This is a genomic window from Nocardia sp. CC227C (assembly GCF_030767025.1).
GTDB lineage: Bacteria > Actinomycetota > Actinomycetes > Mycobacteriales > Mycobacteriaceae > Nocardia.
Genome location: NZ_JASITE010000010.1, coordinates 59,802 through 73,843, shown reverse-complemented (window position 1 = coordinate 73,843; position 14,042 = coordinate 59,802). Strand labels below are relative to the sequence as shown.

Below are 14,042 nucleotides of genomic sequence, written 5' to 3'. Positions count from 1 at the left end.
CCTGCTGCGCGCAGGTGGCACACCTCGAGCGGAACAGTTCGGTGTCGGCGGCGAACCGCTACAGGTACCGGGGGCCGCCCGCCAGCTGTTCCAGGCGGGCGATGCGCTCGGCCATGGGCGGGTGGGTGGAGAACAGCCGGGCCGCCTTGTCCCCGACGCGGAACGGGTTGGCGATCATCAGGTGCGATTCGGCCGCCAGCCGGGGTTCCGGCGGCAGGGGAGCGGCCTGCACGCCGCGCTCGATCTTGCGCAGGGCCGACGCCAGCGCCAGCGGGTCGCCGGTGAGTTCGGCGCCGTCCTGATCGGCCTGGAATTCACGGGAGCGGGACACCGCCAGCTTGATCAGCGTGGCCGCGATCGGGCCCAGCAGCGAGACCAGCAGGATGCCGATCATATTCGGGCCCTCACCATTGCGATTGCCGCCGAAGGCGCTGGCGAAGAAGGCCAGATTGGCCAGACCGGAGATGATCGAGGCCAGCGCGCCCGCCACCGACGAGATCAGGATGTCGCGGTTGTAGACGTGCGAGAGCTCATGGCCCAGCACCGCGCGCAGTTCGCGCGCGTCCAGGATCTGCAGAATGCCGGTGGTGCAGCACACCGCCGCGTGCCGGGGGCTGCGGCCGGTCGCGAAGGCATTGGGCGCGTTGGTGGGGCTGATGTAGAGCCGCGGCATGGGCTGGCGCGCCGTGGTCGCCAGCTCCCGCACGATGCGGTACATGACGGGCGCTTCCAACTCGGTCACCGGCTGCGCGTGCATGGCCCGCAGCGCCAGCTTGTCACTGTTGAAGTACGCGTAGGCGTTCATGCCCACGGCCAGCAGGATCGACAGCACCAGGATCGTCGGATTGCGGAACATCGCCCCGGCGAACACGATCAGCGCCGACATGCCGACCAAGAGCCCGAAGGTCTTCAACCCGTTCGAAAAACTGTGCCCGTGCATCGGTCTCCTTCTGCCGCGCCCCTCCCGGTATGCGTTACACACAGGTCAACGATGAGCACGGTGGAACGGGTTCCCGGATGCGACCCGGGCCACTGTCGCCGGTTCAGCCCACGCGTTCGATGGTGTAGCGCACCAGGCGCTCCAGCGCCTCGTTGGCGGGCCCGGACGGCAGTGCGGACAGCTCCGCGTGCGCGATATCGGCGTACCCCTGCAACTTCTCCTTGGCCAGCAGCATGCCGCGCGAACGCGACAGCAGCTCCAGCGCCTCGTCCACCTCGGCATCGGTCTCCAGCGGGCGGGCCAGCAGCTTGCGCAGCCGGTCGCCCTCCGGGCCCTCGTCGCGCAGCGCGTACAACACCGGCAGGGTGTGCACGCCTTCGCGCAGGTCGGTGCCCGGCGTCTTGCCGGACTGCTCCGACACCGAGGAGATGTCGATGATGTCGTCGGAGATCTGGAACGCGGTGCCCACCGCGTCGCCCAGCCGCGCCAGCCGCTCCACGTGCTCGGGGTCCGCGCCGGAGAAGGTGCCGCCGAAACGGCCCGAGGCCGCGATGAGCGAGCCGGTCTTCTCCCACACCACCCGCAGGTAGTGCTCCACCGGATCCTGGGACTCCTTGGCGCCCAGCGTCTCCCGCATCTGCCCGGTCACCAGTTCGGCGAAGGTCTCGGCGATGATGCGCACCGCGTCCGGCCCCAACGTGGACACCAGGCGCGAGGCGTGCGCGAACAGGTAGTCGCCGGAGAGGATCGCGATGGAATTGCTCCAGCGCGAGTTCACGCTCGGCGCGCCGCGGCGCATCGGGGCCTCGTCCATCACGTCGTCGTGGTACAGCGTCGCCAGATGCACCAGCTCGACCACGGTGCCCGCCGTGATCAGATCCGGGCTGTCGGGTTTGGGACCAAGCTGCCCGGTGAGGACGGTGAACAGCGGCCGGAACCGCTTCCCACCGGCCCGCGCCAGGTGCAGCGCCGCCTCCTGCAGGAATTCCTCCCCGTCGGACAACTCCCGGATCAGCAGATCCTCGACCTCCACCAGGCCGTTCCGCACGGTCGCGGCGAGCTCCGGATCGCCGAGATCCACCCCCGCAACCACGGTGCTCTCATCGCTCACAGCCGATGCGCTCATTTCATCTCCCAGTGCCGCGTCCGACCCCACGGGGAAGAACCTAGCGTGTCGCCACCTATATCCCCATGGAACACCACCGTAGTGGGACGGAAAGAACACCGGCCCGACCCCGCGCCTCCACCCCCCGTCCCATAGCGAAACCACCGTGGTCCGCGTCCGCAGCGAGCTCGCCTCCGTAGCGCAGCCGCCCTGGCCCGCCCCCATAGCGCAACCCTCCTGGGTTCGCGGCGCGTCCCGGTTCTGGACCGACCGGAGCGGAGGAGCGAAGCGGGGGGAGCGGAGGGAGGGAAGAACCGGGACCTCCAGCGCCGCGAACCCCGCCCGGAGCGCAGCGGAGGGCAAATCAAACACAGCGTGCCAGTATGGGTCCTATGGGTTCACCGGAGACGACGCCCGGGCAGGGGTCGATGTCGGACGTATTGCCCGCGCACGCGGATGTGCTGGTGGTGGGGGCGGGACCGGCCGGGTCGGCCGCGGCCGCGTGGGCGGCGCGGGCGGGGCGCGATGTGCTCGGCGTCGATTCGGCGGTGTTCCCGCGCGACAAGACCTGCGGTGACGGGCTGACCCCGCGCGCCACGGCCGAGCTCGAGCATCTGGGGCTGGGGGAGTGGTTGCGGGCGCACACCGTGAATCACGGGCTGCGTATGGCCGGGTTCGGGCGCGAGGCGCTGCTGCCCTGGCCGGAGGGGTCCTTCCCGAGCTACGGCAGTGCGGTGCCGCGCACCGAACTCGACGACAAGCTGCGCGAGACCGCGGTGAAGTCGGGGGCGCGCATGGTGGACGGCGCGCGTGTGGTCGAGGTGGCGCGGGACGGCGACCGGGTCACCGGCATCACCGTGAAGACCGACGGCGGTCTGCACGCCATCGGCTGCACGACATTGATCGTGGCCGACGGCGTGCGGTCGCCGGTGGGCAAACTGCTCGGCCGCACCTGGCATCGGCAGTACGCCTACGGCGTGGCCGCGCGCGCCTACATCAAGTCCGGTCGCAGCGACGATCCGTGGATCACCTCGCACCTGGAACTGCGGGATGCCGAGGGCACCCTGGTGCCCGGTTACGGCTGGGTGTTCCCGCTGGGCAACGGCGAGGTGAATATCGGCGTCGGCTCGCTGGCAACCGAACGCCGCCCCTCCCATATCTCGCTGAAACCGCTGTTGCAGCACTATGTCTCGCTGCGCCGCGAGGAGTGGGGCTTCGAGGGCGAGGCCCGCGCGGTCGCCTCGGCGCTGCTGCCCATGGGCGGTGCGGTCTCCCACGTGGCGGGCCGCAACTGGGCGCTGGTCGGTGACGCCGCCGGATGCGTGAATCCGCTCAACGGCGAGGGCATCGACTACGGCCTGGAGGGCGGCCACATGCTCGCCGGCATCCTGGACGAGCCCGATCTGTCCACGCTGTGGCCGGATATGCTGCGCGCCCGCTACGGCCGCACCTTCTCGGTGGCGCGCCGACTGGCCGGATTCGCCACCCATCCCAAGACGGTGCCGCTCGGCGGCCCGCCGGTCATGCGCTCGAAACTCTTGCAGCGCACCGCCGTTCGGGTCATGGGCAATCTGGTCACCGACGAGGACGTGGATCTGACCGCCAAGCTGTGGCGCGGCGCGGGGCGGGCCTCGCTGCGCTTCGACGAACTCCAGCCCTTCTCCTGAACCGCTCATGGCGGCCCGCCCGGTTCCCGAGGACCTGCTCCCGCATCTGCGGCGGGCGCGGGATCTGGCCGACCGGAACTACGCCGAGCCGCTGGACCTGGACCGTCTGGCGGCCGCCGCGGGCGTCTCCAAGTACCACTTCCTGCGTAGTTTCGCGGCCACCTACGGCAAGACGCCGGCGGTCTACCTGGCCGAGCGGCGCATCGAACGCGCGCAGGACCTGTTGCGCGCCACCAATGTGACGGTGACCGAGGCGTGCATGCTGGTGGGCTACAGCTCGCTGGGTTCCTTCAGCCGCAAATTCACCGAACTGGTGGGCCTGTCGCCCTCGGAGTATCAGGCCAAATTCGCGGCCGAGGGCACGCCGCGCATTCCCGGCTGTTTCGTGTTCATTCACGGTCTGTCGGATCGGAAGCTTCCCGATTAACGGCGCTCGCGATCGGGCCGGTGCGATCGGAGCGATTCTCGATCAGAGCAATTTCGGAGAAGCCGAGCGGGCGGCCGCTTCCATAGCCTGACCATATGACCGCAATCACCCACGTCTCGCTCGCCACCGTGTACGTCCTGGACCAGACCGCCGCCAAACAGTGGTACATCGACAAGCTGGGCTTCGTCGAAACCGCCGATGTGACAATGGGAGACAACGGATTCCGCTGGGTGACCGTCGCCCACCCGGACCATCCGGAACTCGAGGTCACCCTCATGCTCCCCGGCCCGCCGCTCGACGACGACCTGGCCGAGGCCACCCGCCGTGCCCTCGCCAAGGGCAGCCACGGGGCACTCGGCCTCGCCACCGACGACTGCCAGAAGACCTTCGAGGAGCTCACCGCCAAGGGGGTGGAATTCGTGCAGCCGCCCGCCGAACGCCCGTACGGCGTGGAGGCGGTGATCCGCGACAACTCCGGCAACTGGCTGGTCATCGTGGAGAAGCGCCCGTTCGACCCGGGCAAGTAGGAGATCCAGGAGAACCAGGAGAACCGGAGAACGCGGGGAAGGCGGAACCGCGCGAAGCAGAAACAGTGGGGCGCGGCATCGGTCGGGTGCCGCGCCCCATCGCGTCACAGAGCGGTCCGGCGCGACGCGGGACTCGCGCCGACGCCGGGCGGATGCCGAGGGCGCTAGCGGTAGTTCACGAATTGCAGCGCCACGTCGAAGTCGCTGTTCTTCAGCAGCGAGATCACGGCCTGGAGATCGTCGCGGCTCTTGGAGCTGACCCGCAGCTCCTCGCCCTGGATCTGCGCCTTCACGCCCTTGGGTCCCTCGTCGCGGATCTTCTTGGAGATCTTCTTCGCGTTGTCCTGGGAGATGCCCTGCACCAGCGTTCCTGTGATCTTGTACACCTTGCCGGAGGCCTGCGGATCGCCCGCGTCGAACGCCTTGAGCGAGATGTCGCGGCGGATCAGCTTCTCCTTGAACACCTCCAGCGCCGCCTTCACGCGATCCTCGGACTCGGCCTGGATGACGATCTTCTCCTCGCCGGACCATTCGATGCCCGCGCCGGTGCCGCGGAAGTCGTAGCGGGTGCTCAGCTCCTTGGCTGCCTGGTTGAGCGCATTGTCCACCTCCTGTCGGTCGACCTTGCTGACGACATCGAACGATGAATCGGCCACGCTTGTGCTCCTGTCCGAGATCGGAAGTTTTGAGGGTTCGAACGCCGACCGTAGTCCGTCGGACACCGCGTTTTCCAGCCGGTTTGCATTCCGGGCGGGGGTTCGATGTATTCTCGTCACCGCGCTGCGAGGCGTACCCAGGCAGGTTGCCCGAGCGGCCAATGGGAGCAGACTGTAAATCTGTCGGCGAGAGCCTACGTAGGTTCGAATCCTACACCTGCCACACGCGAACCCCCTTGGGACCGAGCCGGTTCCGAGGGGGTTCTGTGTTTCTCGATGAGGTGCGCCCGCCCGGTCACCGTGGCCGGGCGCGCGAGGCTGCCCGGCTATCCCCTCTATCGCCGTAAAAACCACTCTTGACCACACGGTTTGGAGTTGGGTCGAGATGTTGTGTAACCTCGTTCAAGTCTTCAGCGCCCCGCCCTTCGGGTCGGAGCCAAGCAGACGTGCCCCCTTAGCTCAGTCGGCAGAGCGTTTCCATGGTAAGGAAAAGGTCAACGGTTCGATTCCGTTAGGGGGCTCGCCGGATTGCCGGTGGTGACCGACTCGGCACTCCCTCGGAATGACCGGGCCGTCGCTGCTGCCAATACCGCGCGTAAGGCGGTGTAGCTCAGGCGGTAGAGCAAACGACTCATAATCGTTGTGTCGCCGGTTCGAGTCCGGCCATCGCTACATACTGATACCCATCAGGCTGACCGGAAAGAAGGCAAATCGTGGCCGCGAAGTCCACTGATATCCGGCCAAAGATCACCTTGGCCTGCGAGCAGTGCAAGCACCGCAACTACATCACCAAGAAGAACCGCCGGAACGACCCGGATCGGCTGGAACTGAAGAAGTTCTGCCCGAACTGCGGCACCCACCGGGCGCACCGCGAATCCCGCTAACTTAACCCGCGCGCTCTACCGCGTGGAAGAAGTGCCGGATCGGTAAGCCGCTACGTCCCTCCTACACAGGGACAGTGGCCCCGGTCCGGCACTTGGTGTATATAGCGGTGGTTCAGCGCTCCGCCGATCCCGGGTTGGGATCAGATAGGGACACCTCTGCCGTGAATCTCAACTCTGCCGTGACCGTCAACTCCGCTGTGACTCTCAATGCCGAGCCCGCACAGGATATCGAGGCCGACATGGTCGATTCGGGTGAAGCTTTCGATCCCGCCGCACACGCCGCCGCCATGGTGGGCCACCGCTACCGGGTGGCCGACTACTACGAGGTCGGCCGCGAGAAGGTGCGCGAGTACGCCCGCGCCGTACAGGACTACCACCCGGTGCACTGGGACGAGGACGCCGCGCGGGAGTACGGCTACGACGGTCTGGTCGCGCCGCTCACCTTCATCTCCCTGGTCGGAATCCTGGCGCAGCGCAAGCTCTTCGAGCAGGTCGTCACCGGTTACGACCTGAGCCAGATCATGCAGACCGATCAGATTCTGGAGTTCCACCGCCCCATCAAGGCCGGTGACAAGCTCTCCTGCATCGTCTACCTGCACTCGTTCCGGCAGGCGTTCGGCGGCGATATCATCGTCACCAAGAACGACGTGGTCGCGCAGAACGACGAACTGGTGCTCACCACCTACACCACGCTGATCGGCCGCAGCGGCGGCGATATCGATCCCAATCTCTCCGACGCGGTGGGCAATGTGCTCATGCACGGCATCGGTCCGGACGAGCGGCCCGACAACCAGGCGGACGCCGACGCCGCGACCCAGGTGCACGCCACCCCGGTCCCGGTCCAGCAGATCCAGGCCGAGGTGCCCGCCAAGCGCGCCATCCGCTTCGACGATGTCACCGTCGGCCAGGAGCTGCCCACCCGCATCGTCCGGCTCACCCGCGGCGACCTGGTGAACTACGCCGGCGTCTCCGGCGACGCCAATCCGATCCACTGGAGCGACGATGTCTGCAAGCTCGTCGGCCTGGAGAACGTGGTGGCGCACGGCATGCTCACCATGGGCCTGGGCGGCGGCTTCGTCACCTCCTGGCTGGGCAACCCGGGCGCGGTCAAGGAGTACAACGTCCGGTTCACCAGCCCCGTCTACGTCCCCGTGGACCGGGCCGCCGAGATCGAGTACACCGGCAAGGTGAAGTCCATGGACCCGGAGACCAGGACCGCCGTCGTCGCCATCATCGCCAAGTCCCAGGGGCGCAAGATCTTCGGCCGCGCCACCGCGACCGTGCAACTGGCCTGACCGAGGCGCTCGACACAGGCCGCATACCCGATTGGCGATTCCCGAGGTGCTTCCCGTACACTCGGAAATCTGGGGTCACCAGCCGCTGCGCGCTGCTCGGAGGAGTGGCGCGCGTGTTGTGTTCCCCGCATGTGCGGGGATGAGCCCAACTGAATATGTAACGGTGGCTGGACGGCCGACAACTCCGCTCAGCCGAAGGGGCGTAGCTCAATTGGCAGAGCAGCGGTCTCCAAAACCGCAGGTTGCAGGTTCAAGTCCTGTCGCCCCTGCCCTGAATGCCAGCGACGAGAGAGGATCGACGTGAGCGAGCGGGATGATCGCCACGGCGCTGCCGAGGATGGCGAAGACACCGCGGTGGCTCGTCCGAGCGGCAAGCGTTCCGCCCGGCGGACGCGCACCGCGGCCTCGGCTCCGTCGCTGACGAAGACCTCGACGGGTCCGGTCGCGACCATCGACCGGCCGACCAAGAAGGCGAAGGCCGACACGGGTCGTTCGGGCAATCCGTTCAAGCGCCTGGTGAAGTTCCTCAAAGAGGTCATCTCGGAACTGCGCAAGGTCATCTGGCCCAACCGCAAGCAGATGGTCACCTATACGAGCGTCGTCCTGGTGTTCGTGGTCTTCATGGTCGCGTTCATCTACGGAATGGATGTGGCGTTCATCAAGGGTGTCGACTGGCTGTTCGGCTAGCTGACCGCCGCCGCCGGGTACCGTCGCGGACAGGTGGGCTCGGCCGAATGTCCGAGAGGGCGGAGCCATCCGCCGGGTAAGGCACCCGGCGCGCACAGGATGTACGTGACGACACAGGAAAGCGAGTGCCCAGTGAGCACCCCGGAGAACGGCACAACCGACGAATTCCCGGTCGACGACACGGTGGATGCCACCGCGAGCGTCGAGGAATCCGCGGGCGCTGAGCCGACCGCGGAAGCTGAGCCCGCCGCGCCCGTCGATGCCGAGCCCGCCGACCCGGTCGCGGAAATGAAGGCCGCGCTGCGCCGCGCCCCCGGCGACTGGTACGTCGTCCACTCCTACGCGGGATACGAGAACAAGGTGAAGACCAATCTCGAGACCCGCGTCCAGAACCTCGGTCTCGAGGACTACATCTTCCAGGTCGAGGTTCCGACCGAAGAGGTCACCGAGATCAAGAACGGCCAGAAGAAGAACGTCAACCGCAAGGTGCTGCCGGGCTACATCCTGGTCCGCATGGATCTGAACGACGAGTCGTGGGGCGCGGTCCGCAATACCCCCGGCGTCACCGGATTCGTGGGCGCGACCTCGCGGCCGTCGCCGCTGTCGATCAACGACGTGGTGAAGTTCCTGGTTCCGGCCGCGCAGCAGAAGAAGGCCGCCCCGGCCGCCGCCGCTGCCTCCTCGGCCCCCGCCGCCGGCGGCGAGTCCACGCCCGCCAAGCCGGTCATCGAGGTCGACTTCGAGGTCGGCGAGTCGGTCACCGTCATGGACGGCCCGTTCGCGACCCTGCCGGCCAGCATCTCCGAGGTCAATGCCGAGCAGCAGAAGCTCAAGGTGCTGGTCTCGATCTTCGGCCGCGAGACCCCGGTCGAACTGGCCTTCACCCAGGTCGCCAAGATTTAGGTGTGAGAGGGCGGTGACCCGGGTTCGCCCCGGCGTCACCGCCTTTTTCGCGTTCGCATAGACTTGTCGGGTTGTGCCTGCGCGCCTACGTGTCGTCGAACAGGTAGGGCGGGCACAAGTCCCGGATAAGGCTTACGGGAATCCGTAAGGAACCTACCCAAGGAAGAAAGATGCCCCCGAAGAAGAAGAAGGTCGCTGGGCTCATCAAGCTCCAGATCCAGGCCGGCCAGGCCAACCCGGCTCCGCCGGTCGGTCCGGCGCTGGGTCAGCACGGCGTCAACATCATGGAGTTCTGCAAGGCGTACAACGCGGCGACCGAGTCGCAGCGCGGCAACGTCATCCCGGTCGAGATCACGGTCTACGAAGACCGCTCGTTCGACTTCAAGCTGAAGACCCCGCCCGCCGCCAAGCTGCTGCTCAAGGCCGCCGGCGTGCAGAAGGGTTCGGCCGAGCCGCACCGCAACAAGGTCGCCCAGGTCACCATGGACCAGATCCGTGAGATCGCCAAGACCAAGCAGGAAGACCTGAACGCCAACGACATCGACGCCGCGGCGAAGATCATCGCTGGCACCGCCCGCTCGATGGGTATCACCATCGCGGAGTGAGAGCCTTCCGGCTCCGTGGGAGGGACGGCCAGTCCCGCACCACTTCTGACTGACGACAAGGACAGACAATCATGGCAAAACGAAGCAAGGCTTACCTCGAGGCGGCCGCCAAGGTCGACCGCTCGCAGCTGTACTCCCCGCTGGCGGCCACCCGCCTGGCGAAGGAGACCGCCACCAAGAAGACCGACGCGACCGTCGAGGTCGCCGTCCGTCTGGGCGTCGATCCCCGCAAGGCCGACCAGATGGTCCGCGGCACCGTCAACCTGCCGCACGGCACCGGTAAGACCGCCCGCGTCATCGTGTTCGCGGTCGGCGACAAGGCCGCCGAGGCCGAGGCCGCCGGTGCGGACGCCGTCGGCGCCGAGGACCTGATCGAGCGCATCCAGGGCGGCTGGCTGGAGTTCGACGCCGCCATCGCCACCCCGGACCAGATGGCCAAGGTCGGCCGGATCGCGCGCGTGCTCGGCCCCCGCGGCCTGATGCCGAACCCGAAGACCGGCACCGTCACCCCCGACGTGACCAAGGCCGTCAACGACATCAAGGGCGGCAAGATCAACTTCCGCGTCGACAAGCAGGCCAACCTGCACTTCGTGATCGGCAAGGCGTCCTTCGACGACAACAAGCTGGTCGAGAACTACGGCGCCGCCCTCGAGGAGATCCTGCGCGTGAAGCCCTCCACCGCGAAGGGCCGCTACGTCAAGAAGGTGACGATTTCGACGAACACCGGACCGGGCATCCCGGTGGATCCGAACCGCACCCGCAACCTGACCGAAGAGGACGCGTAATCCTCCAGGTCGCGTAGCACGCGAAAACGAAAGAGCCGGTGCGGAATTCCGCACCGGCTCTTCGCTTTGTGAACCGTTTCGGTTCGAACTCGGGGGTCCGGAGCCCTGCCCCCTAGACCCCCATTTCGACCCCGCTTTGGCACAACACACGCTTACCGGGTATTGTCATCGACGGTCATCGACGTGTTCGATGTCCACCCAATCGTTCTACCGAAGACCGTTGGTCGCTGCCGTCAGGCAGTCGAAGGTCCGGCGATATTGCCGGCGGCCCACGCAGGGAGAGCCGAGGTTGGGAAACATCGCGAATCACCTCGCCATATGTTTCTTGTACGCCCCGGGACCACTCTGCGTCCGGGGCGTTTGCTTTGTCTCCGGGCCTCCATCGGACGTCGGTAGTTCATCGAGAACCGACCATCCAGAGAGGAGGCGAAGTATGGCCAAGCCCGAGAAGGTCACCGCGGTCGCGGAGATCGCGGAGCAGTTCAAGGGATCCACGGCCGCCGTTGTCACGGAGTACCGTGGCCTGTCGGTCGGCAAGATCACCGAGCTGCGTCGTGCGCTGGGTGCGAACGCTACCTACTCCGTCGCCAAGAACACCCTGGTCAAGCTGGCCGCCGCCGAGGCGGGCGTCACTGGCCTGGATGACTTGTTCGTCGGTCCGACCGCGATCACCTTCATTTCCGGTGAGCCGGTCGATGCCGCGAAGGCCTTGAAGCAGTTCGCCAAGGACAACAAGCAGCTGGTCATCAAGGGCGGCTACATGGACGGCGCCGCGCTGTCCGTGTCCGAGGTCGAGAAGATCGCCGACCTGGAGTCCCGCGAGGTCCTGCTGGCCAAGCTGGCCGGCGCCATGAAGGGCAACCTCTACAAGGCCGCCGGGCTGTTCGCCGCCCCGGCCTCGAAGACCGCCCGCCTGGTCGCTGCGCTGGAAGAGAAGAAGCGCAACGAGGGCGAAGCGGCCTGACGGCTGCACGTCACCACCCCGAAGCATTTCGTCGCCGCCGCGCGGCGATGATCACCACCGAAAGGAAACACAATGGCCAACGTTGAGCAGCTGCTCGAGGAAATCGGCAACATGACCCTGCTGGAGCTCTCGGAGTTCCTGAAGGCGTTCGAGGACAAGTTCGAGGTCACCGCCGCCGCTCCGGTCGCCGTCGCCGCCGTCGGCGGTGCCGCCGGTGCCGCCCCGGCCGAGGCCGCCGAGGAGCAGGACGAGTTCGACGTCATCCTCGAGGGTGCCGGCGACAAGAAGATCCAGGTCATCAAGGTGGTCCGCGAGATCGTCTCCGGCCTGGGCCTGAAGGAAGCCAAGGACCTGGTCGAGGGCGCCCCGAAGCCGATCCTGGAGAAGGTCGCCAAGGACGCCGCCGACGCCGCCAAGGCCAAGCTGGAAGAGGCCGGCGCCAAGGTTTCCGTGAAGTAATCTCACGGCAGACGCCGCGAAGGGCGGTCCCGTCACGGGGCCGCCCTTTCGTATTCTCCGATGTCCGTTCGGATGTCCGTCCGACGATGTCCGTTCGACATTGTGATCGTGCCGTGATCGGCGATCACGAACGCGGGTTTCTACTCGTGAGTCAGGTCCCGGTGTCCGGGACGGGTCACATGCGATACAGTGACCGGACCTACTGTGATGCGCCACACCGCGCGAAGTAACCCGTGGTCTGCCGCAGTAGTGCGCTCGTCGGAGAATTGTGGAGGTTGGCGTGGGCGTCGAGGTCAGGACCGAAGGCATCACCAAGTCGTTCGGTTCGCAGCGTATTTGGCAGGATGTCACCCTGACCCTGCCGCCGGGGGAAGTCAGCGCTCTGCTCGGCCCATCCGGTACCGGTAAATCCGTCTTCCTGAAGTCGTTGATCGGTCTGCTGCGCCCGGAGCGCGGGTCGATCTACATAGACGGCACCGATATCACCACCTGCTCCAACAAGGAGCTCTACGAGATTCGCAAGCTCTTCGGCGTGCTGTTCCAGGACGGCGCGCTGTTCGGCTCGATGAACCTCTTCGACAATGTGGCCTTCCCGCTGCGGGAGCACACGAAGAAGACCGAGTCCGACATCAAGAAGATCGTCATGGAGAAGCTGGAGCTGACCGGTCTGCTCGGCGCGGAGGGCAAGCTCCCGGGTGAGATCTCCGGCGGTATGCGCAAGCGCGCCGGGCTGGCCCGCGCACTGGTGCTGGATCCGCAGATCATCCTCGTCGACGAGCCCGACTCCGGTCTGGACCCGGTGCGCACCACGTATCTGTCGCAGCTGCTGATCGACATCAACTCTCAGATCGACGCCACGATCCTGATCGTGACCCACAACATCAACCTGGCCCGCTCGGTGCCCGACAATATCGGCATGCTTTTCCGCCGGCAGCTGGTCATGTTCGGCCCGCGCGAGGTGCTGCTCACCTCGGAGGAGCCGGTGGTCAAGCAGTTCCTCAACGGCCGCATGCAGGGCCCCATCGGCATGTCCGAGGAGAAGGACGAGGCCCAGATGGCGCGCGAGCAGGCCATGTTCGATTCCGGTCACCATGCCGGCGGCGCCGAAGAAGTCGAGGGCATCATTCCGCAGATGCGGGCAACACCGGGTATGCCGGTGCGGCAGGCGGTGCACCGCCGTCGCGAGCGGGTGCGCCAGATCATGCACACGCTGCCGCATGCCGCCCAGGTCGCCATTCAGGATTCGCTCGACGAAAACGGCGACACGCAGGTCATTCCCGCCTACCAGGGCGCGTACGACACTACGGCTGGACACGACCTGACCAACGGGTAACATACGGCCCGTGAATCGATCCCTGACACGGCTGCGGACACCGGTCGAGTCGGGACTTGCCCAAGCTGGCAACATTTTCGCGCTGCTGCTCGACGTGGCGCGCAAGACCTTTCGCCGGCCGTTCCAGTGGCGGGAGTTCATCGAGCAGTCGTGGTTCATCGCGAGCGTCTCGATTCTCCCGGCCGCCCTGGTAGCAATCCCGTTCGGCGCGGTGGTCGCCCTGCAGACCGGCTCGCTCATCAAGCAGCTCGGCGCGGAGTCGTTCACCGGCGCGACCAGTGTGCTCGCAACCGTCCAGCAAGCGGCTCCGGTGGTGACCGCGCTCATCATCGCCGGCGCCGCCGGGTCGGCGGTGGCCGCGGATCTCGGCTCGCGCACCATCCGCGAGGAGATCGACGCCATGGAGGTGCTCGGCATCGATCCGGTGCAGCGCCTGGTGGTGCCGCGGGTGCTGGGCATGATGCTGGTGGCGCTGCTGCTCAACGGCCTGGTCTCGGTGGTCGGCATCGCCGGCGGCTATTTCTTCAATGTGGGGTTGCAGGGCGGTTCACCGGGTGCGTACCTGGCGTCGTTCTCCGCGCTGGCGCAGCTGCCGGACCTGTGGATCGGCGAGATCAAGGCGGCCATTTTCGGTCTGGTCGCGGCGGTGATCGCTTCGTACAAGGGGTTGCATCCACGAGGGGGTCCGAAAGGAGTCGGTGACGCGGTGAATCAATCCGTGGTGATCACATTCCTGGTCCTCTTCTTCCTGAACCTGATCCTCACCCTGATCTATCTTCAGGTCGTCCCCGCCAAGGGCGCGTGA

The 14,042-nt window shown here is 66.6% G+C and carries 16 protein-coding genes and 4 tRNA genes; 17 read left to right on the top strand and 3 right to left on the bottom strand.

Going from position 1 to position 14,042, the window contains the following annotated elements:
- Positions 1-58: 58 nt before the first annotated feature.
- Together htpX and QMO76_RS20945 are read right to left on the bottom strand one after the other, a co-directional pair.
- Positions 59-940, bottom strand: coding sequence for a zinc metalloprotease HtpX (gene htpX, locus QMO76_RS20950; RefSeq protein ID WP_306363023.1), 882 nt, complete (start codon positions 938-940; stop codon positions 59-61).
- A gap of 103 nt (positions 941-1,043) precedes the next feature.
- On the bottom strand, positions 1,044-2,066 hold the full coding sequence (locus QMO76_RS20945; protein WP_306363022.1) for a polyprenyl synthetase family protein: 1,023 nt from the start codon (positions 2,064-2,066) through the stop codon (positions 1,044-1,046).
- A 371-nt stretch (positions 2,067-2,437) separates the two neighbouring features.
- Between QMO76_RS20945 and QMO76_RS20940 the strand changes: the two genes are divergently transcribed.
- The 3 genes from QMO76_RS20940 (at position 2,438) to QMO76_RS20930 (ending at position 4,666) form a co-directional block, all read left to right on the top strand.
- Positions 2,438-3,712: a geranylgeranyl reductase family protein gene (locus tag QMO76_RS20940; RefSeq protein ID WP_372342029.1), complete on the top strand. Its 1,275-nt coding sequence runs from the start codon at positions 2,438-2,440 to the stop codon at positions 3,710-3,712.
- A 7-nt stretch (positions 3,713-3,719) separates the two neighbouring features.
- The gene (locus tag QMO76_RS20935) at positions 3,720-4,139 is read left to right on the top strand and encodes a helix-turn-helix domain-containing protein (RefSeq protein WP_306363021.1); all 420 of its coding nucleotides are present in this window, start codon (positions 3,720-3,722) and stop codon (positions 4,137-4,139) included.
- A 95-nt stretch (positions 4,140-4,234) separates the two neighbouring features.
- Positions 4,235-4,666, top strand: a complete 432-nt coding sequence (locus QMO76_RS20930) for a VOC family protein (RefSeq protein ID WP_306363020.1) — start codon at positions 4,235-4,237, stop codon at positions 4,664-4,666.
- 164 nt (positions 4,667-4,830) lie between these two features.
- Here the strand turns inward: QMO76_RS20930 and QMO76_RS20925 are convergent, their stop codons facing one another.
- A complete protein-coding gene (locus QMO76_RS20925) occupies positions 4,831-5,322 on the bottom strand; it encodes a YajQ family cyclic di-GMP-binding protein (RefSeq protein WP_306363019.1) in 492 nt (163 codons plus the stop codon).
- A 140-nt stretch (positions 5,323-5,462) separates the two neighbouring features.
- On the opposite strand from QMO76_RS20925, the gene QMO76_RS20920 reads away from it, so the two are divergent.
- The 14 genes from QMO76_RS20920 (at position 5,463) to QMO76_RS20855 (ending at position 14,042) form a co-directional block, all read left to right on the top strand.
- A tRNA-Tyr gene (locus QMO76_RS20920) sits at positions 5,463-5,545 on the top strand.
- Positions 5,546-5,770: 225 nt separating this feature from the next.
- Positions 5,771-5,843, top strand: a tRNA-Thr gene (locus QMO76_RS20915).
- Between the two features lie 78 nt (positions 5,844-5,921).
- A tRNA-Met gene (locus QMO76_RS20910) sits at positions 5,922-5,994 on the top strand.
- 41 nt (positions 5,995-6,035) lie between these two features.
- Positions 6,036-6,206: a 50S ribosomal protein L33 gene (gene rpmG / locus QMO76_RS20905; protein ID WP_029925945.1), complete on the top strand. Its 171-nt coding sequence runs from the start codon at positions 6,036-6,038 to the stop codon at positions 6,204-6,206.
- A gap of 239 nt (positions 6,207-6,445) precedes the next feature.
- Positions 6,446-7,501 carry a fused (3R)-hydroxyacyl-ACP dehydratase subunits HadA/HadB gene (locus QMO76_RS20900; protein ID WP_306363204.1) on the top strand — a complete coding sequence of 352 codons (1,056 nt, stop codon included), beginning with the start codon at positions 6,446-6,448 and terminating at the stop codon, positions 7,499-7,501.
- 196 nt (positions 7,502-7,697) lie between these two features.
- A tRNA-Trp gene (locus QMO76_RS20895) sits at positions 7,698-7,770 on the top strand.
- 31 nt (positions 7,771-7,801) lie between these two features.
- The gene (secE, locus tag QMO76_RS20890; protein WP_306363018.1) at positions 7,802-8,188 is read left to right on the top strand and encodes a preprotein translocase subunit SecE; all 387 of its coding nucleotides are present in this window, start codon (positions 7,802-7,804) and stop codon (positions 8,186-8,188) included.
- Positions 8,189-8,320: 132 nt separating this feature from the next.
- Entirely contained in the window at positions 8,321-9,091 is a 771-nt protein-coding gene (gene nusG, locus QMO76_RS20885; RefSeq protein ID WP_372342028.1) for a transcription termination/antitermination protein NusG, read from the top strand.
- Between the two features lie 170 nt (positions 9,092-9,261).
- Positions 9,262-9,696 (top strand): 50S ribosomal protein L11, encoded by a 435-nt coding sequence (gene rplK, locus QMO76_RS20880; RefSeq protein ID WP_029925936.1) that lies wholly within the window; start codon positions 9,262-9,264, stop codon positions 9,694-9,696.
- Positions 9,697-9,767: 71 nt separating this feature from the next.
- On the top strand, positions 9,768-10,481 hold the full coding sequence (rplA, locus tag QMO76_RS20875) for a 50S ribosomal protein L1 (RefSeq protein ID WP_306363016.1): 714 nt from the start codon (positions 9,768-9,770) through the stop codon (positions 10,479-10,481).
- 433 nt (positions 10,482-10,914) lie between these two features.
- Positions 10,915-11,445: a 50S ribosomal protein L10 gene (gene rplJ / locus QMO76_RS20870; protein WP_029925932.1), complete on the top strand. Its 531-nt coding sequence runs from the start codon at positions 10,915-10,917 to the stop codon at positions 11,443-11,445.
- A gap of 72 nt (positions 11,446-11,517) precedes the next feature.
- The gene (gene rplL / locus QMO76_RS20865; protein WP_306363015.1) at positions 11,518-11,904 is read left to right on the top strand and encodes a 50S ribosomal protein L7/L12; all 387 of its coding nucleotides are present in this window, start codon (positions 11,518-11,520) and stop codon (positions 11,902-11,904) included.
- Positions 11,905-12,184: 280 nt separating this feature from the next.
- Entirely contained in the window at positions 12,185-13,237 is a 1,053-nt protein-coding gene (locus QMO76_RS20860) for an ABC transporter ATP-binding protein (RefSeq protein WP_306363014.1), read from the top strand.
- A 10-nt stretch (positions 13,238-13,247) separates the two neighbouring features.
- Positions 13,248-14,042 carry an ABC transporter permease gene (locus QMO76_RS20855; protein WP_306363013.1) on the top strand — a complete coding sequence of 265 codons (795 nt, stop codon included), beginning with the start codon at positions 13,248-13,250 and terminating at the stop codon, positions 14,040-14,042.